Here is a 21061-nt window from a genome sequence, read left to right as displayed (position 1 = left end):
TTCATAACACCCACTGAATGGAGACGACAAATGAAACGTAAAGCTATTGCCATGGCCGCCACCGCAATCTGCGCCATCGGCCTGTCCGGCGCCGCATTCGCCCAGGTGTCGGGCGAGACGATCAAGATCGGTTTCATCACCGACATGTCCGGCCTGTACACCGACATCGACGGCGCCGGCGGCGCCGAGGCCATCAAGATGGCGATCGCCGATGCCGGCACCGTCCTCGCGGGCAAGAAAGTCGAATTCATTTCGGCCGACCACCAGAACAAGGCTGACATCGCCGCCTCGAAAGCGCGCGAATGGTTCGACCAGCAAGGCGTGGACATGCTGATCGGCGGCACCAATTCCGGCGCCAACCTGGCAATGGCGAAAGTGGCGGCCGAGAAGAAAAAGATCTTCATCTCGATCGGCGCCGGTTCGTCGCGCCTGACGAACGAGGAGTGCACGCCGTACACCGTGCATTACGCCTACGACACCGTCGCGCTGGCGCGCGGTACCGGCGGCGCGATCGTCAAGCAGGGCGGCAAGGACTGGTATTTCATGACGGCGGATTATGCGTTCGGCCAGTCGCTTGAAGCGGACACGGCCGCCGTCGTCAAGACGGGCGGCGGGCGCGTGCTGGGTTCTGTGAAGCATCCGCTGTCGGCATCGGACTTCTCGTCCTTCCTGTTGCAGGCACAAGCGTCGAAGGCCCAGATCCTGGGGCTGGCGAATGCCGGCGGCGACGCGATCAACTCGATCAAGGCCGCCAACGAGTTCGGCATCTCGAAGAAAATGAAACTGGCCGGCCTCTTAATCTTCATCAACGACATCCACTCGCTGGGCCTGAACACCACGCAGGGCATGTACCTGACGGATGGCTGGTACTGGGACCTGAACGCCGATACGCGCGCATGGTCGAAGCGCTACTTTGCCAAGATGAAGAAGGAACCGTCGATGCTGCAGGCAGCCGATTACTCCGCCGCGTCGAACTACCTGAAGGCGGTGAAAGCGCTCGGTACCGACGATTCGGACAAGGTCATGGCCCACCTGAAGAAAACCCCGATCAACGACATGTTTACGAAGAATGGCGTGATCCGTCCGGACGGCCGCATGGTGCACGACATGTACCTGATGGAAGTGAAGAAGCCGGCCGAGTCGAAATACCCCTGGGATTACTACAAGGTCGTGGCCACGATTCCGGGCGAGCAGGCCTACATGAAGAAGGCTGAAACCAAGTGCTCGCTGTGGAAATAAGCCGGCGGTAGACCCGTTGTCGGGCGTGGCTGGCGGCTTGCTTCGCCGGCCACCGGGTCACTGGCGTCATCCGCGACGTGATCCGTTCGCCGCGGCCGGTGGAAGAGGGCGTGGCCGTGGACGCCGCGTTCGCCGTCCCGCGTTCGCCACGGCCGGCCGATGCCGGCACGAGCGTTCGTGCGCGCGGCGTACGGTACACGTTCGCCATGCGCCTCGCCGCCGCCGCGCATTACTGTTGCTCGTTGCGGTCACCCGTTGCTGCCGTCCGCGGTTGTCACCCGCTGTTGCCACCCTGCTGCCGTCTGCACGATTTACTTACCTGTCACAACTCTTCGAGGAGAAGAAGGCCATGGAAATTTTCGGCGTTCCCCTGCCAGCCATGATGAGCCAGCTGCTGCTGGGACTCGTCAACGGTTCGTTCTACGCGATGCTGTCGCTCGGCCTGGCCATCATCTTCGGCCTTTTGAACGTCATTAATTTCTCGCACGGTGCGATGTACATGATGGGCGCGTTCCTGGCCTGGATGGGCATGTCGTACCTGGGCATGAGTTACTGGATGATGCTGATCGCCGCACCGGTCGTGGTCGGCATCCTCGGCGTCGTCATCGAAAAAACGATGCTGCGCTGGTTGTACAAGCTGGACCACCTGTACGGGCTGCTGCTCACATTCGGGATCACGCTGGTGGTGGAAGGGATCTTCCGCTCGTTCTATGGCGTGTCCGGCCAGCCGTTCGACACGCCCGAACAGCTGCAGGGCGCGACCGACCTGGGGTTCATGATCCTGCCGAACTATCGCGCCTGGGTCGTGGTGGCCTCGCTGGTCGTCTGCTTCGCCACCTGGTTCGTCATCGAGAAAACCCGGCTCGGCGCCTACCTGCGCGCCGGCACGGAAAACCCGAAGCTGGTGGAAGCCTTCGGCATCAACGTGCCGCTGATGGTCACGCTGACCTATGGCTTCGGCGTCGCGCTGGCCGGCTTCGCCGGCGTGCTGGCGGCACCGATCATCCAGGTGTCTCCGCTGATGGGTTCGAACCTGATCATCGTCGTGTTTGCCGTGGTCGTGATCGGCGGCATGGGCTCGATCCTGGGCTCGATCGTCACCGGGCTGGGCCTGGGCGTCATCGAAGGATTGACGCGGGTGTTCTATCCGGAATTCTCGTCGACGGTCGTGTTCCTCGTGATGGTCATCGTGTTGCTGTTGCGCCCCGCCGGCCTGTTCGGCAAAGAAAAGTGAAAGGACACCACCCATGAACAAGCAAATCGGCTATGGACTCCTGCTGCTGGCGGCGCTGGCGGCACCCTTCATCGGCTACCCGGTGTTCCTGATGAAGTTGCTGTGCTTTGCGCTGTTCGCCAGCGCCTTCAACCTGCTGATCGGCTATACCGGCTTGCTGTCGTTCGGCCATGCGGCCTTCTTCGGCACGGCCGGCTATGTGGCCGGCAACGCGCTGAAGAACTGGGGCATGCCGGTCGAGCTGGGCATCCTGGCCGGCGTGGTGGCCGCGGCGCTGGTGGGCTTCGTCATCGGCGGGCTGGCGATCCGCCGCGCCGGGATCTATTTCTCGATGATCACGCTGGCGCTGGCACAGATGGTGTACTTCTTTGCCTTGCGCTACACCGGCTTCACCGGGGGCGAGGACGGGTTGCAGGGCGTGCCGCGCGGCCGGCTGCTGGGCATGATCGACCTGTCGAACGACACGACACTGTACTTCGTGGTGCTGGCATTCTGCGTGCTGGCGTTCGCCCTGATCGTGCGCACCGTGCACTCGCCGTTCGGCCAGGTGCTGAAGGCGATCAAGGAGAACGAACCACGCGCGATCTCGCTCGGTTACGACGTGGACAAGTACAAGCTGATGGCGTTCGTGTTGTCCGCCGCGCTGGCCGGCCTGGCCGGGGCGCTGAAAACCGTGGTGCTCGGGTTCGAGACGCTGACGGATGTGCACTGGACCATGTCCGGCCTCGTCATCCTGATGACACTGGTCGGCGGCATGGGCACGCTGGCCGGGCCGCTGCTGGGCGCCGTCATCATCATCGCGCTGGAAAACAAGCTGGGCGATTTTGGGACGACGGTGGCCAGCGCCACCGGCATCGAGTGGTTCAACACGCTGGGCGAAGCCGTCAGCCTGGTGACCGGCCTGATCTTTGTTGCCTGCGTGTTGCTGTTCCGTCGCGGCATCATCGGCGAAATCGTGGCGGCGCTGGGCCGACGAACACCAGCGTGATGCACCCATGACGACGCCGGAGTGATCCGGCGTTGTTGTTTCCGCAGCAGGTTTTACGCAGCAAGCAGCTCCGCAGCAAGCGTTTTGCAGCAAGCGTTCCGCAGCAAGAGTTCACTGATTCCAGACCGATTCCAGAAAGAGGACACCATGCAGATGACGACTTCGAAAACCGCGATTGCCCTGGCCGTGGCACTGTCGCTCGGCGCTTGTGGCAGCGATGACGACGACGACGAACCGGAAGTACTGAACCAGAAACCGGCCTGGCTCGGCACGGTCTCGACCGCCAGCTACGATGGCACGAGCGACGACCTGCTGACGGCGGGCCTGGGCGCGACCGGCCTGGCAGCCGCCGCCGCACCGGCCTACAACGATCCGGCCAATCCCTCGGCGCGGGAATTGCGCCGCAACGCCATCTTCGCCAATTACCGCGCCGTGCTCGACATCGCTACCAACAGCGGCTATGGCACGATGTACGGCCCCAACGTCAACGCGGCCGGCGTGGCGACGAACGGCAATGGCATGGTGGCCGGCACGGAATACCTGGCGTACACGGACGACGGTACGGGCCGGCAAAACGTGACCTTGATGGTGCAGGTACCGAACGGGTTCGACCCCGTCAATCCATGCATCGTGACCGGCACCTCGAGCGGTTCGCGCGGCATCTATGGCGCGATCGGCAGTGCGGGGGAGTGGGGCCTGAAGAACAACTGCGCGGTGGCGTACGCGGACAAGGGCAGTGGCACCGGCCTGTACGCGTTCGAGGACGACACCGTGAACGGCCAGAATGGCGTGCGGGCGACGCGTACGGCGGCCGCCAAGAATGCCTTGTTCGCCCCCGAACTCAGCGATGCGCAGCGCACCGCGTTTGCCCAGCAATTCCCCGGACGCGTCGCGTTCAAGCATGCGCACTCGCAGCTGAATCCGGAAAAGGACTGGGGCAAGGTCACGCTGCAGGCCGTTGAATTCGCGCTCTACGTGCTCAACGAAAAGTACGGGGTCGTCGCCCGCGACAATACCAGCCACATCGTCCGCTTCACGCCGGCGAACACGCTGACGATCGCGTCGTCGATTTCCAATGGGGCCGGTTCGGCATTGCTGGCTGCCGAGCAGGACACGGCCGGGCTGATCGATGCGGTGGCGGCCACCGAGCCGCAGATCCAGCCGAACCGCACGTCCGGGTACACGGTGCGGCAAGCCGGCGCGAACGTTACGGCGCAGGGCAAGCCGCTGCTCGATTATGCGAGCTACGCCGCGCTGTACCAGCCATGCATCGCCGGCGGGGCAGGGCGCTGCGCTTCGCTGGTGCAGAAGGGGCTGCTGGTCGGGAACGACCTGGCATCGCGCCAGGCGGATGCGCGGGCCAGGATGAAGGCGTACGGCTGGACGGCGGACGCGGAACCGCTGCAGGCCGCGCATGCGTTGACGAACGTCCTCGTCGCTGTCACGTATGTGAACGCCTACGGCAAGTTTTCCGTAACCGACAATGTCTGCGGCTTCAGCTGGGGCGCGGCCGACGCCACCGGCTCGCCAGTGCCTTTCACGGGCGCCGCCCGCGCCGCCAGCTTTGCCACGATGAACGGCATCATCGGCACGCCGATCTACGAGGATTCCGTAGGGGGCGCCAAGCTGTACAACCTGGGCGTGTCGAAGTCGACCGGCATCGAAGACCAGGCGCTGGACGGTTTCCTGTGCCTGCGCTCGCTCGCCACCGGCGTCGATGCAGTCACGGGTGCTGCCCTGACGGGCGACCTGGCGGCGCAAAGTGCTCGCGTGCGTGCCGGCATGGCCGAGGTGCAGGCCACGGGCAACCTGCGCGGCAAGCCGGCGCTGATCGTCTCCGGTCGGGCCGATGCGCTGATCCCGGTCAACCATGCCTCGCGCGCCTATGTCGGCTTGAACGCCGCGGTGGAAGGCAGCAGCAGCAAGCTGCGCTACATCGAGGTGACCAATGCCAACCACTTCGACAGCTTCTCGAATGCCTTGCCGAACGTGGTCGTGCCGCTGCACGTCTACCTGTTCCGCGCGCTCGACGCGGTGTATGCCAACCTGAAGAACAGCGCGACGCCGCTGCCACCGTCGCAGGTGGTGCACACGGTGACACGGGCCAGCAATGCGGTACCGATCACCGTGGCCAATGTGCCGTTGATCGCGGCAGCGCCGGGCAACAACGCGATCACCGTCAGCGGTACCACGGTGAACGTGCCGGACTGATTTCGGCTGATTCAAAAAAGGCGGGCCCGCGTGTGAACCGAACCCCAAAAGTTGGACACCAACTTTTGGGGTTTTTTCATGACGAAGTACGATGGCCTGCCTTTTTACGCCTGCGCCGGATCGTTACAATGCCGCAGCATAGATGGCACGCGCGTCAGTGCGCGTGATTTCCCGGGGATTATTCCCCAGCAGCCGGGTCTGCAACATGGCGGCATCGGCCAGGCGGTCCAGGTCGGTTTCGACAATGCCCACGTCGCACAACCTGCTGTCGATTTTTGTGCTGCCTGCCAACTGTTCCATCGCCCGTACGAACGCTTCCGCCCGCGCTTCGACGGTGCCCTGCGCATGCGGGGCCACGATGGCCGCCAGTTCCGCATAGTGCGCGGCGGCTGCCGGCATATTGAAGCGCAGCACATGCGGCAGGACGAGCGCATTGGACAGGCCATGCGGCACGTGGAAAATGCCGCCGATCGGGTACGCCAGCGCATGCACGGCGGCGACGGGCGCGTTGGCGAATGCCTGGCCCGCCAGCAGCGCACCCAGCAGCATGGCTTGTCGCGCAGTGAGATTCGCAGCCCGGTCGGCACCGCCCTCGCAGGCGGGCAGCAGGTTGGCCGACAGCAGCCGCAGTGCCTCGCGTGCCAGCATGTCGGACAGAGGGTTCTTCTTTTGCCGGCTCGTGTAGGCCTCGATCGCATGCACCATCGCGTCGATCCCGGTCGCCGCCGTGACATGCGGCGGCAATCCCAGGGTCAATGCCGCATCGAGGATGGCGACGTCCGCATACAGTTGTGGCGCCACGACGCCCGTTTTCGTGGTGGCGCCCGTCGTCACGATGGCAATGTTGGTGACTTCGGAACCGGTGCCGGCCGTCGTCGGCACCTGCACGAGCGGCAGGCGCCGGCCCCGAACATTGCCGATGCCATAGGCCTCGGCCAGCGGCTGGTCGCTGCCGGCCAGGACGGCGATCAGCTTGGCCACATCCATCGAACTGCCGCCGCCCAATCCGATGACGAGATCGGTACCGTGGTCGCGAGCGATCTGGACGGCGTTGAGAACGATGTGTTCCGGCGGGTCCGCGATGACGTCGCTGTACGTTTTCACGTGAAAACCGCACGCTTCGAGGTTGGCGATCGGCGCACCGGCCAGGCCCGTGGCAAGAAATCCGGCGTCGGTCACGAGCAGGGCACGGTGTGCGTCAGGGAAGCGTTCGCGGCTATGTTCGCCGAGGTAGCCAGCAGCGCCGGCGGCGGACACGATGTGGGGCACGGTGCTGAAGGAAAAATCGTTCATGCGATCTCCGTGGGTGTCGGTGTTGCTCCAGCATAGCGCATTGCCTGCCGCAGCCGGATGCAAATATCGCCCGTACAATGTCGGGTTCGATAACCATGAACAGGCGGGGGCAGGGTGGTGGATCTGACGATTTTGGCAGTGGCGGCGTTTTCAGCCGGGTTGGTCGATGCCGTCGTGGGTGGGGGCGGGTTGATCCAGATTCCTGTGCTGTTTTCGACGTTCGGAAACACGGCGCCCGCCACCTTGCTGGGCACCAGCAAGCTGGCCGGGATTTTCGGCACGGCTGCCGCGGCCGTTAATTATGCGCGCCGCGTGTCGATCGCATGGACCACCGCGGCACCAGCAGCATTTGCCGCTTTCCTGTTTGCGTTCGTTGGCGCCTACACGGTCACGAAGATCCCCGCCGATTTCATGCGCACCTTGCTGCCCTTCGTACTGATTGCCGTGGCGATCTACACCTTTCGCCGCAAGGACCTGGGCAGTATCCATGCGCCGCTGCACAGCGGTCTGCGCGAGCGGCTCCTGGCGGTCGGCATTGGGGCGTGCATCGGATTCTACGATGGCTTCTTTGGCCCGGGCACGGGCAGCTTCCTCGTGTTCCTGTTTGTCCGCCTTTTTGGCTTTGATTTTCTTGGCGCGTCCGCCGTGGCCAAGGTCGTCAATGTCGCCTGCAATCTGTCGGCCTTGCTGTGGTTTGGCTACAGCGGCCATTTGCTCTGGCAGCTCGGTTTGATGATGGCGGTCTGCCAGGTGGCTGGATCGCTGATCGGCACGAAGCTAGCGATGCGCCACGGCAGTGGTTTTGTCCGGCGCGTGTTCCTGGTCGTGGTGACCATCCTGATCGTCAAGACGTCGTGGGATGCCTGGCAGCGTTGGTGATTGTTTCACGTGAAACAGCGTAACGGTCGTTCGTAAAACCCGGCGATGCCGGGTTTTTTGTTCCACGTGAAACATGCGCTCGACCGTGTAACTGCTTTGACTATGCCCAGGAAACCCTTCGCTGTGCACTGTTCCACGTGAAACATCGCTGGAATATTTCTGCCTAAAAAAGTCGCAGCCGCCAAAAAACTCTATAATCTCTCTTCATCCCCTCTGCTTTTCTTTTCCACCATGCTATTTCCTACTGAATTCGACGTCATCGTCGTCGGCGGCGGCCATGCCGGTACCGAAGCTGCACTGGCGTCGGCCCGCATGGGTCAGAAGACCTTGTTGCTGACCCATAACATCGAAACCCTCGGCCAGATGTCCTGCAATCCGTCGATTGGCGGTATCGGCAAAGGCCACCTCGTCAAGGAAGTCGATGCGCTGGGCGGTGCCATGGCGATCGCCACCGACGAAGCCGGCATCCAGTTCCGCATCCTGAATTCGTCAAAGGGCCCGGCCGTTAGGGCGACGCGCGCGCAGGCGGACCGTATCCTGTACAAGGCCGCCATTCGTTCGCGCCTGGAAAACCAGCCGAACCTGTGGCTGTTCCAGCAGGCCGTCGATGACCTGATGGTGGAGGGCGACCGTGTCGTGGGTGCCGTCACCCAGATCGGCTTGCAGTTCCGTGCCCGGGCCGTGGTGCTCACGGCCGGCACTTTCCTCGACGGTAAGATCCACGTTGGCCTGCAAAGTTATTCGGCAGGCCGTGCTGGCGATCCGCCGGCCTTGTCGCTGTCGGCACGGCTGAAGGAATTGAAGCTGCCGCAAGGGCGCCTGAAAACGGGCACGCCACCGCGCATCGATGGCCGCAGCATTGATTTTTCGCAGATGACGGAACAGCCGGGCGACCTCGATCCGGTGCCGGTGTTTTCGTTCATGGGCAACACGGCCATGCATCCGAAGCAGTTGCCATGCTGGGTGACGCACACGAACCAGCAAACGCACGACATCATCCGCGGCGGGCTGGACCGCAGCCCGATGTATACCGGCGTCATCGAAGGTGTCGGCCCACGCTACTGCCCGTCGATCGAAGACAAGATCCACCGCTTCTCGTCCAAGGAATCGCACCAGATTTTCCTGGAGCCCGAAGGCCTGACGACGCACGAGTTTTACCCGAACGGCATTTCCACGAGCTTGCCGTTCGACGTGCAGATCGACCTGGTGAGATCGATGAAGGGCCTCGAAAACGCGCACATCCTGCGCCCGGGCTATGCGATCGAATATGACTACTTTGATCCGCGCGGCCTGAAGGCATCGCTGGAAACCAAGTTGATTTCCGGCCTGTATTTCGCCGGCCAGATCAATGGCACCACCGGCTATGAAGAAGCCGCTGCGCAAGGTCTGCTGGCTGGCTTGAACGCCGCGCTGCAAACCCAGGGCAAGGAAGCCTGGACGCCGGCGCGCTCGGAAGCGTACCTGGGCGTGCTGGTGGATGACCTGGTCACGCAAGGCGTGCAGGAACCGTATCGCATGTTTACCAGCCGTGCCGAATATCGCCTGTCGCTGCGTGAAGATAACGCGGACATGCGCCTGACCGAAATTGGCCGCAAGCTGGGCATCGTCGGCGATGCCCAATGGGAAGCGTTTGAACGCAAGCGCGATGCCGTCGCCGTCGAGCTGGAACGTTTGAAATCGACGTGGGTGAATCCGCGCATTCTGGCGGCTGCGGAGTCCGAACGGGTGATCGGCCAAGCCATCGAACGCGAATATTCGCTGGCGGATTTGCTGCGCCGCCCGAACGTCAATTACGACACATTGGTGACGCTGACAGGCGAGGACGGCCGTAATCTCGGCGGTCCGGGCGTGGCGGACGCGGCCGTCCAGGAACAGGTGGAGATCCAGCTGAAGTATTCCGGCTATATCGATCGCCAGTTGAAGGAAGTGGAGCGGCATGAGCATTACGAAAACCTGAAGCTGCCGGAAGGGTTCAATTACCTGGACATTGCCGCGCTGTCGGTCGAGGTGCGGCAAAAGCTGAACAAGCACCGCCCGGAAACGCTGGGCCAGGCGTCGCGCATTTCCGGCGTGACGCCGGCCGCGATCTCGCTGCTGCTGGTCCACCTCAAAAAGGCCGGCTTTGGCGGGTTCGTGACCCTGAAAGACGAGGCTGCCTGATGGCCGGCGTCGATCGTGCCGCGCTGGCCCAGGTACTGTCGCGCGGCGTTGCCGAACTGGACCTGGACGTATCGGGTGCGCAACAGGAGCAATTGCTCGACTACCTGGCGCTGCTGAACAAATGGAACCATGTGTACAACCTCACGTCGGTGCGGGACCCGATGCAGATGATGACGCTGCACCTGCTTGATTCGCTGGCCGCGGTGCCGGCGTTTGCCGGCGCGCGCAATGTGCTCGACGTGGGGGCAGGGGGCGGGTTGCCGGGCATCGTGCTGGCGATTGCCCGGCCGGACATGAAGGTGTCGATGATCGACACGGTGCACAAGAAAACCGCCTTCCTCACGCAGGTGAAGGCCGAACTGGGCCTGGCCAACGTGACCGTGTACACGAAAAAGGTGCAGGAGCTGGCCGTGAAGGAACCGTTCGATGTCATCACGTCGCGCGCGTTTGCCGACCTGTCCGACTTTGTCGAGTGGTCGCATCACCTGCTGGCCGATAACGGCCGCTTTATCGCCCTGAAGGGCACGGCGCCGCAGGATGAACGCGAGCGGCTGCCGGGCGACTGGAAAGTGCGCGATTTACAGCCGCTCCGGGTGCCGGGGCTGGACGCGGAACGGCACCTGGTCTTCGTCGAACGCGGCGAAACGGTATAAATAGAATAAACTGTATAAATCGTTTATACAGTTTATATCATATAAACTGTATAAATAATATAAACGGTATAAATTGAATAAATAGTTTATACCGTTAAAGAACCAGAACTGGAAAGAACAACAAAAACCAATGGCAAAGATATTCTGCGTAGCGAACCAGAAGGGCGGGGTGGGCAAGACCACCACCACGGTCAACCTCTCCGCCGGCCTTGCCAAACTGAACCAGCGCGTATTGCTGGTCGACCTGGACCCGCAAGGCAATGCAACGATGGGCGCCGGCATCAACAAGGCCGGGTTGCCCGCTTCCACCTATGAAGTCATGCTGGGCAGTGCCGACGTCGCGACCGCGCGCCAGCGCTCGGAATCCGGCCGCTTCGACGTGCTGCCCGCCAACCGCGAGCTGGCCGGTGCGGAAGTAGAGATGGTGGAACTGGCGCAGCGGGAAAAACGCCTGAAGAATGCCCTGGCCCTGGTCGACAAGGATTACGACTTCATCCTGATCGATTGCCCGCCGGCGTTGTCGATGCTCACGCTGAACGGCCTGTGCGCCGCGCACGGCGTGATCATTCCCATGCAGTGCGAGTATTACGCGCTCGAAGGGCTGTCCGACCTGGTCAACACGATCAAGAAGGTGCATGCCAACCTGAACCAGGACCTGAAGATCATCGGCCTGTTGCGCGTGATGTTCGACCCGCGCATGACACTGTCGCAGCAGGTATCGGCCCAGCTCGAGCAGCACTTCGGCGACAAGGTGTTCAAGACGATCATTCCCCGCAACGTGCGGCTGGCCGAAGCGCCGTCGTATGGCATGCCCGGGGTATCGTTCGACCCGTCGTCGAAGGGCGCGCAGGCTTATATCGCCTTTGGCGCGGAGATGGTCGAGCGCATCAAGACAATGTAACTTCCGATTCGCACAAAAAACGGTGACAGGCACCATCTTTCGCAGGATGGTGCCTGTCACCACGCACACGGCACACGAACAGGGTGTCCGCACCCGAACTAGACTATGGCAACCAAAAAACTCAAGGGCCTCGGTCGCGGCCTCGACGCGCTGCTGGGCGGCGACAGCGATCAACCTGCCGCGGCGGAGCAGGGCAATCCGTCCGAACTGCCGCTCGCGCAACTGCAGCCGGGCAAGTACCAGCCCCGCACGCGGATGGACGAGGGCAGCCTGAACGAGCTGGCCGCGTCGATCAGGGCCCAGGGCATCATGCAGCCGATCCTCGTGCGCCCGCTCGGCACCGAACCGGGCGGCAACGAGGCAGGCAACAATGACGGGGGCAAGCCCCGGTACGAAATCATCGCCGGCGAACGACGCTTCCGCGCCGCACAGATCGCCGGCCTCGACACCGTTCCCGTGCTGGTGCGCGAGGTGGACGACACCTCCGCCGCGGCGATGGCGCTGATCGAGAACATCCAGCGCGAAGACCTGAATCCGCTCGAGGAGGCGCAGGGTATCCACCGGCTGATCACGGACTTCGCGTTTACGCATGAACAGGCGGCCACGGCCGTGGGGCGCTCGCGTTCCGCCGTGTCGAACCTGCTCCGGCTGCTGAACCTCGCCGCACCCGTGCAGACGATGCTGATGGCGGGCGATATCGACATGGGCCATGCCCGCGCGCTGCTGGCCGTCGACGCGGCCACGCAGATCACGCTGGCCAATGTGGTCGTGGCCAAGCGCCTGTCGGTGCGGGAAACGGAAAAACTCGTCACCCGCACGCAGGAAGAGCAGGATGCACCACCGGAAGCCCGGGTGCGGGAGAAGTCCGGCGACATCAAGCGCCTGGAAGAAGAACTGTCCGACCGGCTGGCCACACCGGTCACGTTCCGCATCGGCGCGAAAGGCAAGGGCCAGATGATCATCGACTTCGCCGACCTGGACATCCTGGAAGGCGTGCTCACCCGGTTGCGTGAATCGGCGAGCGAGTAAGCAGTTCCTTGGCCCTGCCGGCATACAGCCGCGCGGGGCCGCCACGGGAAATGGCAAGCGTGGCGCATTACCGGCCACGGATTAATTCAGCGGCGCGGATATATTCACCGAATTTGAATGGCGATTGCGATAAAGCCGAGTTATTCACAATCGATATTCAGATTGTTCAATTAGAAACCTAATCTGTGATAACCCGTGCGGCAAAATGCGCGCCGCTCGGGCCGCCGCCGGCGGCGACCAGCCAATCGCCGCTGAAGAGATCCTCTAAAAATCTTCGTTTGACCGTAACGTATTGATATTGTGTGCCTTCTCGCCGTCCCGATATGAGGCAACGAAGGTGAATGCCGCTTGTTGGAAGGGCATGGATGTTGCGTTAAAGATACGGTTTCGGTGCGAAAAGGTGCTTAAGGCCCGGTTAAGCCGGCCATGCACTGTCGAGCCGCACCAGGACGGTGCACAGGACTGACATATTCGTCACAATGTTGCTTCATTTGCTCTCGAGAGGTGCAACTTGTTTGACGCCGCTCACGTAACAGTCCTATAATCCCGTGTCTTTGGGTCTTAAAGCTACGTTTAGAAGGTTGGCAAGTGAGTGATTCTGCTGCAAGCATCGCCCGGCCGGTCTATCGAATCGTCGCCCTGCAATTAACCATCGCCGTCCTCTTTTCAGCCCTCGTTGCGCTCTTCGCCGGGGTGGGAAAAGGCTGGCCTGCCGCCATGGGCGGCGCGATCGCGGTGCTGGGCAGCCTGGCCTACGCGTTGATCGTCACGCGGGCCAACGGCGACCCGAAAGCAATCTTCCGGCGGCATTTCCGCGCCGAGATGGTGAAATTATTCATTACAGCAGTGCTGTTCATCGCAGTACTGGTGCTGTTTCCATCGGCCGCGTCGGTTTGGCTGATCTTGGGTTTCGCGGTGACGACCTTGGCTTACTGGTTCTCATTGCTCGCAGTTTAAATGCCGTTTGATGCCCTTCGAGAATCGAAGGATGCGGACAAAGTTTCTAAATTCAATACCAACTTTACTATGACGACTGAACACGCGGGGGCCACGCAGGCCCGGCAAACGCCACCGAGTACATCCAGCACCACCTGACTCACCTTCAGAACACCGACGGCACGTACAACCTGGACACGTTCTGGATCTCCGCGATCCTGGGCGCCCTGTTCCTGTTCGTCTTCTGGCTGGCGTCCAAGCGCGCCACGGCCGGCGTGCCGGGCAAGCTGCAGAATTTCGTTGAATTCGTGATGGAAATCGTCAACGACACCGTCAACGGCGCCTTCCATGCCAAGAGCAAGGTCATCGCCCCGCTGGCGATCACGATCTTCGTCTGGGTCTGGCTGCTGAACGCGATGGACTTCCTGCCGGTGGACCTGCTGCCACAACTGCTGTCGCTGGTCGGCATCAATTACCTGCGCGTCGTGCCGACCGCCGACGTGAACCACACGCTGGGCATGTCGATCGGCGTGCTGATCTGCATCATCGGCTTCTCGATCAAGGCCAAGGGCGCCGGCGGCTGGGTCAAGGAACTGTTCACGGCCCCGTTCCATGCGAGCGGCCCGGTCGGCATGATCCTGCTGGCTCCCGCGAATTTCCTGCTGCAGATGGTCGAATTGCTGGCCAAGCCGATCTCGCTGTCGCTGCGACTGTTCGGCAACATGTATGCCGGCGAACTGATTTTCATCCTGATCGCGCTGCTGCCATGGTGGGCACAGTGGGCACTGGGTGGTCCATGGGCAATCTTCCACATCCTGATTGTGACGCTGCAGGCCTTCGTCTTCATGGCCCTGACAGTTGTGTACCTCAGCCTCGCGGTCGAGAAACACTAATAAGGCACCTCGCCGGTCCGGACACGGTTCCGGCGGGACGCCAAGCGGTTCGTTGTAAAAAAGAGTTTTTTAAATCTGTATCGTCGTTTTTTTTAAATCTTAGGAGAAATCTAAATGCAAGCTCTGATCGCACAAGTACAAAGCATGACCGTTCTGTCCGTGGCTATCATCATCGGCCTGGCCGCAATCGGTACCGCTCTGGGCTTCGCTATTCTGGGTGGCAAGTTCCTGGAAGCTTCGGCACGTCAGCCTGAACTGATGCCGCAACTGCAAACCAAGCTGTTCGTTATCGCTGGTCTGCTGGACGCGATCTCGATGATCGGCGTTGGTGTTGCTCTGCTGTTCACGTTCGCTAACCCGTTCCTGACCCCGCTGACCGCCGCTATCGCAGGCCAGTAATTTACCGCTCCAACCAGGGGAAACTTTTTAGGAGCAAGGTATGAACATCAATATGTCTCTCATCGGTCAGATGATCACCTTCGCGGTGCTCGTCTGGTTCTCGATGAAATTCGTATTCCCGGCGCTGAATGCTGCGCTGGATGAGCGTGCCAAGCGTATCGCGGACGGTCTGGCTGCTGCAGAGCAGGGCCAGGCTTCGATGGCGGCAGCTGAAAAGCGCGCCACGGAAGCCCTGACCTCCGCGCGCGACGAAGCTGCGTCGCGCGTCGCGGACGCTGAAAAGCGCGCTCAGCTGATCGCTGAAGAAATCAAGGCCAATGCCAAAGCCGAGGCGGACCGCATCATTGCGCAAGCCCGTGCCGAAGCCGACCAGCAAGTGACCCAGGCACGCGAGCAACTGCGTGCCCAGGTCGCCGACCTGGCAGTCAAGGGCGCCGAGCAAATCCTGAAGCGCGAAGTCAACGCGTCGGCCCACGCCGACCTGCTGAATCGCCTTGCGACCGAGCTGTAATCATGGCTGAACTCGCAACCGTCGCTCGTCCTTACGCGGAAGCCCTCTTCCGCGTAGCCCAGGCTGGCAACCTCGCGCAGTGGTCCGATCTGGTGTCCGAACTGGCCCAGATCGGTTCGCACGAAGAGGTGCTGGCATATGCCCGCAACCCGAAAGTGACGGACAGCGATGTGCTCGCCACCGTCACTTCCCTGCTGAAGTCGCCGCTGACCGCGGAAGCGAACAATTTTCTCTCGACGCTGATCGAAAACGGCCGCATCGCATTGCTGCCGGAAATCGGTGCCCAATTCCATGACCTGAAAAATGGCACGGAAGGTGCGGCGGATGCCGAAATCACGAGCGCATTCGATCTCGATGGCGCGCAAACCGCCGCCCTGGTCGCCACGCTGGAAAAGAAATTCGGCCGCAAGCTGAACCCGCAAGTCACGGTCGATCCATCGCTGATCGGCGGCGTGCGCGTGGTGGTCGGTGACGAAGTGCTGGACACTTCGGTACGCGCCCGGCTGGAACAGATGCGCGTCGCGCTGACGTCGTAAGCCGGCAGTACTGCGTGCACCTGCGGCAGACCCTTATACCCTCGCGCAAGCTGAGAGAACACAATTAGGAGTTACCATGCAACTCAACCCATCTGAAATCAGCGAGCTGATCAAGAGCCGGATCCAAGGCATTGACAGTGGCGCTGAAGTGCGCAATCAAGGCACCGTCATCTCGGTTGCCGACGGTATCTGCCGCATCCACGGTCTGTCCGAAGTGATGCAAGGCGAGATGCTCGAATTCCCGGGCAATACCTTTGGCCTGGCCATGAACCTGGAACGCGACTCCGTCGGCGCCGTGATCCTGGGTGCCTACGAGCACATCTCCGAAGGCGACACGGTGAAAACCACCGGCCGCATCCTGGAAGTGCCGGTCGGTCCGGAACTGCGCGGCCGCGTGGTCAACGCGCTGGGCCAGCCGATCGACGGCAAAGGTCCGGTCGATGCCAAGCTGACCTCGCCGATCGAAAAGATCGCACCGGGCGTGATCGCCCGTGAGTCCGTGTCGCAGCCAATGCAGACCGGCCTGAAGTCGATCGACGCGATGGTGCCGATCGGCCGTGGCCAGCGCGAGCTGATCATCGGCGACCGCCAGACCGGTAAATCGGCTGTCGCAGTCGACGCGATCATCAACCAGAAGGGCCAGGGCATGACGTGTATCTACGTCGCCATCGGCCAGAAGGCTTCGACGATCAAGAACATCGTGCGCTCGCTGGAACAGCACGGCGCGATGGAATACACGATCGTTGTCGCCGCCACGGCGTCCGAATCGGCCGCCATGCAGTACATCTCGGCCTACTCCGGCTGCACGATGGGCGAATACTTCCGCGACCGCGGCGAAGACGCGCTGATCGTGTATGACGATCTGTCGAAGCAAGCTGTTGCGTACCGCCAGATTTCGCTGCTGCTGCGCCGTCCGCCGGGCCGTGAAGCGTATCCAGGCGACGTGTTCTACCTGCACAGCCGCCTGCTGGAACGCGCTGCCCGCGTGAACGCCGACTACGTGTCCGCCTTCACCAACGGCGCCGTGACCGGCAAGACCGGTTCGCTGACCGCACTGCCGATCATTGAAACGCAAGCTGGCGACGTGTCCGCCTTCGTGCCGACCAACGTGATCTCGATCACCGACGGCCAGATCTTCCTGGAAACGTCGCTGTTCAACGCCGGCGTGCGCCCTGCGATCAACGCCGGTATCTCGGTGTCCCGCGTCGGTGGTGCAGCGCAGACGAAAGTCATCAAGGGCCTGTCCGGCGGTATCCGTACCGACCTGGCGCAGTACCGTGAACTGGCTGCGTTCGCGCAGTTCGCTTCCGACCTGGACGAATCGACCCGCAAGCAGCTGGACCGCGGTGCCCGCGTGACGGAACTGCTGAAGCAGCAGCAATACTCGCCGCTGTCGACCTCGTTGATGGCCGCATCGCTGTTCGCCGTGAACAAGGGCTTCCTGGACGATATCAGCGTCAAGCAAGTGCTGCCGTTCGAAGCGGGCCTGCATTCGTACCTGAAGACGAAGCAAGCTGCCCTGCTGTCGAAGATCGAAGAAAGCAAGCAACTGGACAAGGATAGCGAAGCAACGCTGTCCGCGGCCATCGCTGATTTCAAGAAATCCGGCGCATTTTAAGCGGCACGGCGGTTCACCCAGTGAACCGCCATTCGCGCAGAAGGAGTAAGGACTCATGGCAGTAGGCAAAGAGATACGTGGCAAGATCAAGAGCGTAGAAAATACGAAGAAGATCACGAAGGCGATGGAAATGGTCGCCGCATCGAAAATGCGCAAGGCGCAGGATCGCATGCGCGCCGCCCGTCCCTACGCGGACAAGATTCGTAACATCGCCGCGAACCTGGCTGGCGCCAATCCCGAGTACACGCACCCGTTCCTGGCAGATGACCAGGGCACGCAGGCAAAAGCCGTTGGCTTCATCATCATCACGACCGACAAGGGTCTGTGCGGTGGCATGAACACCAACGTGCTGCGCGCGGTGACGAACAAGACGAAGGAACTGGAAGCCGCCGGCAATAAAGTTGAAGCGGTCGCGATCGGCAACAAAGGTCTTGGTTTCCTGAACCGCATCGGCGTGCCCGTGGTGGCGCAGGCGACGCAGATCGGCGATACCCCGCACCTGGAAAAGCTGATCGGCCCCGTGAAAGTCATGCTGGAGAAGTTCCAGGAAGGCAAGCTGGACGCGGTCTACCTGTGCTACACCAAGTTCATCAACACGATGAAGCAGGAACCGATGGTCGAGCAGCTGCTGCCGCTGACCGCTGAAAAGCGCGCGGCAGACAAGGGTGGCATCACCTGGGATTACATCTACGAACCGGATGCAGGCACCGTCATCGACGAACTGCTGGAACGTTACGTGGAAGCCCTGGTGTACCAGTCCGTGGCGGAAAACCTCGCGTCCGAGCAGTCGGCGCGGATGGTGGCAATGAAGGCCGCCAGCGACAACGCCGGCAGTGTGATCGGCGAACTGAAGCTGGTGTACAACAAGACCCGTCAGGCAGCCATTACCAAAGAACTCTCTGAAATCGTCGCCGGTGCGGCAGCGGTTTAAAAACGAATTTAACTATATTTGAAGGAACGAAAATGGCTGATGGCAAAATCGTTCAGTGTATCGGCGCCGTGGTGGACGTGGAGTTCCCGCGCAACGCGATGCCTAAGGTTTTTGACGCGCTGAAAATGGCTGGCTCCGAGCTGACCCTGGAAGTTCAACAGCAGCTGGGTGACGGCGTTGTCCGTACCATTGCTCTGGGTTCTTCCGACGGCCTGCGTCGCGGCATGACCATCCAGAACACCGGCAAGCCGATCATGGTACCGGTCGGTCCGGCAACGCTGGGCCGCATCATGGACGTGCTGGGCAACCCGATCGATGAACGCGGCCCTGTGTCGCAAGAGTCGGTCGCGTCGATCCACCGCACCCCGCCGGCCTACGACGAGCTGTCGCCGTCGCAAGACCTGCTGGAAACCGGCATCAAGGTGATCGACCTGGTGTGCCCGTTCGCCAAGGGCGGTAAAGTCGGCCTGTTCGGCGGCGCCGGCGTGGGCAAGACCGTCAACATGATGGAACTGATCAACAACATCGCCAAGGCACACTCGGGTCTGTCCGTGTTTGCCGGCGTGGGCGAGCGTACCCGCGAAGGTAACGACTTCTACCACGAAATGGCCGATGCCAAGGTCGTCGACCTGGACAACCTGGGCAACTCCAAAGTGGCCATGGTGTACGGCCAGATGAACGAACCGCCGGGCAACCGCCTGCGCGTGGCACTGACCGGCCTGACCATCGCGGAATCGTTCCGTGACCAGGGCAAGGACGTGCTGTTCTTCGTCGACAACATCTACCGCTTCACGCTGGCCGGTACCGAAGTGTCCGCACTGCTGGGCCGTATGCCTTCCGCCGTGGGTTACCAGCCGACGCTGGCCGAAGAAATGGGCCGCCTGCAGGAACGCATCACGTCGACGAAAACCGGCTCGATCACGTCGATCCAGGCCGTCTACGTTCCTGCGGATGACTTGACCGACCCGTCGCCAGCGACGACCTTCGGTCACCTGGATTCCACCGTCGTTCTGTCGCGTGACATCGCCTCGCTGGGTATCTACCCGGCCGTGGACCCGCTGGATTCGACCTCCCGCCAGCTGGACCCGCTGGTCGTCGGCCAGGACCACTACGACACGGCCCGCGCCGTGCAAGGCACGCTGCAGCGCTACAAGGAACTGCGTGACATCATCGCGATTCTGGGCATGGACGAACTGGCACCGGAAGACAAGCTGCTGGTGGCCCGCGCCCGTAAGATGCAGCGTTTCCTGTCGCAGCCGTTCCACGTCGCCGAAGTCTTTACCGGCGCACCGGGCAAGTACGTTTCGCTGAAGGACACGATCAAGGGCTTCAAGATGATCGCTTCGGGCGAACTGGATCACCTGCCGGAGCAGGCGTTCTACATGGTCGGCACGATCGAAGAAGCCATCGAAAAAGCCAAGAAGCTGGGCTGATTTGATGCGGCGCTCCGCCCCTGAACGGGGGCGGGGCCGTTCAAACCGATAGGATAATTATGGCAAACACAATTCACGTCGATGTGGTGTCCGCGGAAGAGCTGATCTTCTCCGGCGAAGCCACGTTCGTCGCGTTGCCGGGCGAGCAGGGCGAGCTGGGTATCTACCCGAAGCACACGCCTTTGATCACCCGTATCCGTCCGGGCGCGGTGCGCATCCAGGTTGCAGGCAAGTCGGAAGAGGAGTTCGTCTTCGTCGCCGGCGGCCTGCTGGAAGTGCAGCCGAACGCCGTGACGGTCCTGGCCGACACCGCAATCCGTGGCGGCGACCTGGACGAAGCCAAGGCCCAGGAGGCCAAGAAGCTGGCGGAAGAAAGCCTCGCCAACAACAAGACCGGCATCGACTACGCGAAAGCGCAGGCCGAACTGGCAGCGGCCATCGGCCAGCTGGCAGCCCTGCAAAAACTGCGCGCGCGCGGCGGCAAATAAGCTTTGCCCCGCCCATGAAAAAGCAGCCTTCGGGCTGCTTTTTTTATTTCCCTGCACTGTTGTAAAAATTCGGGGACAGTCCCCGAATTTTTACAACACCGTGCGTGCTGTCCGACCGCGATGGCTCAGCGGCACAGTCCGTAGGCTTTCCGTTCCGGGAACCAGCGATAGGTGAAGGTGCGCACGGGATGGCGCTCGTCGTCGATGATGACGTCAGAAAGCACGAGGTCGAAGCGCGCGGGCAATTTTTGGTCGACGCCCAGCCGGATGCGCCATTGCGTGACCTCCGCCGTGGCCACCGGCAGCAGCAGCGCCGGGATATTCGTGATGACTTCCACCATTTCCGCGCGGTTGTTGGTGCCGCGCTGGTAGTAGCTGAGCACCTTGGCCTTGGCGATCGTTGCCCCTTTCGGTTGCGTGATGTTGAAGGCGCGCGTGACGAACTGCACCCTGCCGCCGCGCGGCACCAGGTAGACGACGCCGAATTCGGCGCTGCCTTCCTTCACCGTGACGGGGGTGGTGGCCGACACGCTGACGCCCTCGGGCAGCCTGAACGTGGACCCGTCGACCCATTCCCGGCAATCGGGAGTGGTGGCCAGGTAGAGCTGTTCGGGCTGGTAATCGTCGCCGCAGCCCGTGACGGCCAGCAGCAGGGGAAAGGCAAGAAGCGCGACTCGACGCATGATCGGTTTCGATGGTGAAAGCAGCCGACAGTGTACCCGAGCGCGG

At 61.9% G+C, this 21061-nt stretch carries 20 protein-coding genes; 18 read left to right on the top strand and 2 right to left on the bottom strand.

What is annotated here, in order from left to right; all coding sequences use genetic code 11:
- The first annotated feature begins 30 nt into the window (after window positions 1–30).
- From EWM63_RS12815 to EWM63_RS12800, 4 genes are all read left to right on the top strand, one after another.
- A complete protein-coding gene (locus tag EWM63_RS12815; RefSeq protein WP_130186872.1) occupies window positions 31–1239 on the top strand; it encodes an ABC transporter substrate-binding protein in 1209 nt (402 codons plus the stop codon).
- Between the two features lie 349 nt (window positions 1240–1588).
- The gene (locus EWM63_RS12810; RefSeq protein ID WP_130186871.1) at window positions 1589–2473 is read left to right on the top strand and encodes a branched-chain amino acid ABC transporter permease; all 885 of its coding nucleotides are present in this window, start codon (window positions 1589–1591) and stop codon (window positions 2471–2473) included.
- 13 nt (window positions 2474–2486) lie between these two features.
- The gene (locus EWM63_RS12805; protein WP_130186870.1) at window positions 2487–3461 is read left to right on the top strand and encodes a branched-chain amino acid ABC transporter permease; all 975 of its coding nucleotides are present in this window, start codon (window positions 2487–2489) and stop codon (window positions 3459–3461) included.
- Between the two features lie 147 nt (window positions 3462–3608).
- Entirely contained in the window at window positions 3609–5672 is a 2064-nt protein-coding gene (locus EWM63_RS12800) for a 3-hydroxybutyrate oligomer hydrolase family protein (protein ID WP_371861219.1), read from the top strand.
- Window positions 5673–5795: 123 nt separating this feature from the next.
- Here EWM63_RS12800 and EWM63_RS12795 read toward each other — a convergent pair whose 3' ends face one another.
- Entirely contained in the window at window positions 5796–6965 is a 1170-nt protein-coding gene (locus tag EWM63_RS12795; RefSeq protein WP_130186868.1) for an iron-containing alcohol dehydrogenase, read from the bottom strand.
- A gap of 114 nt (window positions 6966–7079) precedes the next feature.
- Here EWM63_RS12795 and EWM63_RS12790 point away from each other — a divergent pair, with 114 nt between their 5' ends.
- The 14 genes from EWM63_RS12790 to EWM63_RS12725 all read left to right on the top strand — a co-directional run bounded on the left by EWM63_RS12790 (window position 7080) and on the right by EWM63_RS12725 (window position 20332).
- A complete protein-coding gene (locus tag EWM63_RS12790) occupies window positions 7080–7844 on the top strand; it encodes a sulfite exporter TauE/SafE family protein (protein WP_130186867.1) in 765 nt (254 codons plus the stop codon).
- A gap of 231 nt (window positions 7845–8075) precedes the next feature.
- A complete protein-coding gene (gene mnmG, locus EWM63_RS12785) occupies window positions 8076–10004 on the top strand; it encodes a tRNA uridine-5-carboxymethylaminomethyl(34) synthesis enzyme MnmG (RefSeq protein ID WP_130186866.1) in 1929 nt (642 codons plus the stop codon).
- The gene (gene rsmG / locus EWM63_RS12780; protein ID WP_130186865.1) at window positions 10004–10657 is read left to right on the top strand and encodes a 16S rRNA (guanine(527)-N(7))-methyltransferase RsmG; all 654 of its coding nucleotides are present in this window, start codon (window positions 10004–10006) and stop codon (window positions 10655–10657) included. The genes mnmG and rsmG overlap by 1 nt, the downstream gene beginning before the upstream one ends.
- Before the next feature lie 130 nt (window positions 10658–10787).
- Window positions 10788–11558: a ParA family protein gene (locus EWM63_RS12775; RefSeq protein WP_130186864.1), complete on the top strand. Its 771-nt coding sequence runs from the start codon at window positions 10788–10790 to the stop codon at window positions 11556–11558.
- 105 nt (window positions 11559–11663) lie between these two features.
- Window positions 11664–12587: a ParB/RepB/Spo0J family partition protein gene (locus tag EWM63_RS12770; RefSeq protein ID WP_130186863.1), complete on the top strand. Its 924-nt coding sequence runs from the start codon at window positions 11664–11666 to the stop codon at window positions 12585–12587.
- Window positions 12588–13175: 588 nt separating this feature from the next.
- Window positions 13176–13544, top strand: a complete 369-nt coding sequence (locus EWM63_RS12765) for an ATP synthase subunit I (RefSeq protein WP_130186862.1) — start codon at window positions 13176–13178, stop codon at window positions 13542–13544.
- A 122-nt stretch (window positions 13545–13666) separates the two neighbouring features.
- The gene (gene atpB / locus EWM63_RS12760; protein ID WP_130186861.1) at window positions 13667–14416 is read left to right on the top strand and encodes a F0F1 ATP synthase subunit A; all 750 of its coding nucleotides are present in this window, start codon (window positions 13667–13669) and stop codon (window positions 14414–14416) included.
- Between the two features lie 114 nt (window positions 14417–14530).
- Window positions 14531–14815 carry a F0F1 ATP synthase subunit C gene (gene atpE, locus EWM63_RS12755; protein WP_130186860.1) on the top strand — a complete coding sequence of 95 codons (285 nt, stop codon included), beginning with the start codon at window positions 14531–14533 and terminating at the stop codon, window positions 14813–14815.
- 40 nt (window positions 14816–14855) lie between these two features.
- A complete protein-coding gene (locus EWM63_RS12750) occupies window positions 14856–15326 on the top strand; it encodes a F0F1 ATP synthase subunit B (protein WP_130186859.1) in 471 nt (156 codons plus the stop codon).
- A gap of 2 nt (window positions 15327–15328) precedes the next feature.
- A complete protein-coding gene (locus EWM63_RS12745) occupies window positions 15329–15862 on the top strand; it encodes a F0F1 ATP synthase subunit delta (protein ID WP_130186858.1) in 534 nt (177 codons plus the stop codon).
- 76 nt (window positions 15863–15938) lie between these two features.
- The gene (atpA, locus tag EWM63_RS12740; RefSeq protein ID WP_130186857.1) at window positions 15939–17480 is read left to right on the top strand and encodes a F0F1 ATP synthase subunit alpha; all 1542 of its coding nucleotides are present in this window, start codon (window positions 15939–15941) and stop codon (window positions 17478–17480) included.
- Between the two features lie 55 nt (window positions 17481–17535).
- On the top strand, window positions 17536–18411 hold the full coding sequence (gene atpG / locus EWM63_RS12735; protein ID WP_130186856.1) for a F0F1 ATP synthase subunit gamma: 876 nt from the start codon (window positions 17536–17538) through the stop codon (window positions 18409–18411).
- A gap of 32 nt (window positions 18412–18443) precedes the next feature.
- The gene (atpD, locus tag EWM63_RS12730; RefSeq protein ID WP_130186855.1) at window positions 18444–19844 is read left to right on the top strand and encodes a F0F1 ATP synthase subunit beta; all 1401 of its coding nucleotides are present in this window, start codon (window positions 18444–18446) and stop codon (window positions 19842–19844) included.
- A 59-nt stretch (window positions 19845–19903) separates the two neighbouring features.
- Complete coding sequence (locus tag EWM63_RS12725) at window positions 19904–20332, top strand: F0F1 ATP synthase subunit epsilon (protein ID WP_130186854.1); 429 nt, start codon at window positions 19904–19906, stop codon at window positions 20330–20332.
- A gap of 125 nt (window positions 20333–20457) precedes the next feature.
- On the opposite strand, the gene EWM63_RS12720 is transcribed toward EWM63_RS12725, so the two are convergent.
- The gene (locus EWM63_RS12720; RefSeq protein WP_130186853.1) at window positions 20458–21015 is read right to left on the bottom strand and encodes a hypothetical protein; all 558 of its coding nucleotides are present in this window, start codon (window positions 21013–21015) and stop codon (window positions 20458–20460) included.
- Between the last annotated feature and the right edge of the window lie 46 nt (window positions 21016–21061).

This window comes from Pseudoduganella lutea (assembly GCF_004209755.1).
GTDB lineage: Bacteria > Pseudomonadota > Gammaproteobacteria > Burkholderiales > Burkholderiaceae_D > Rugamonas > Rugamonas lutea.
Note: the sequence above shows the minus strand (reverse complement) of the source record. Positions and strands in the feature narration are given on the sequence as shown.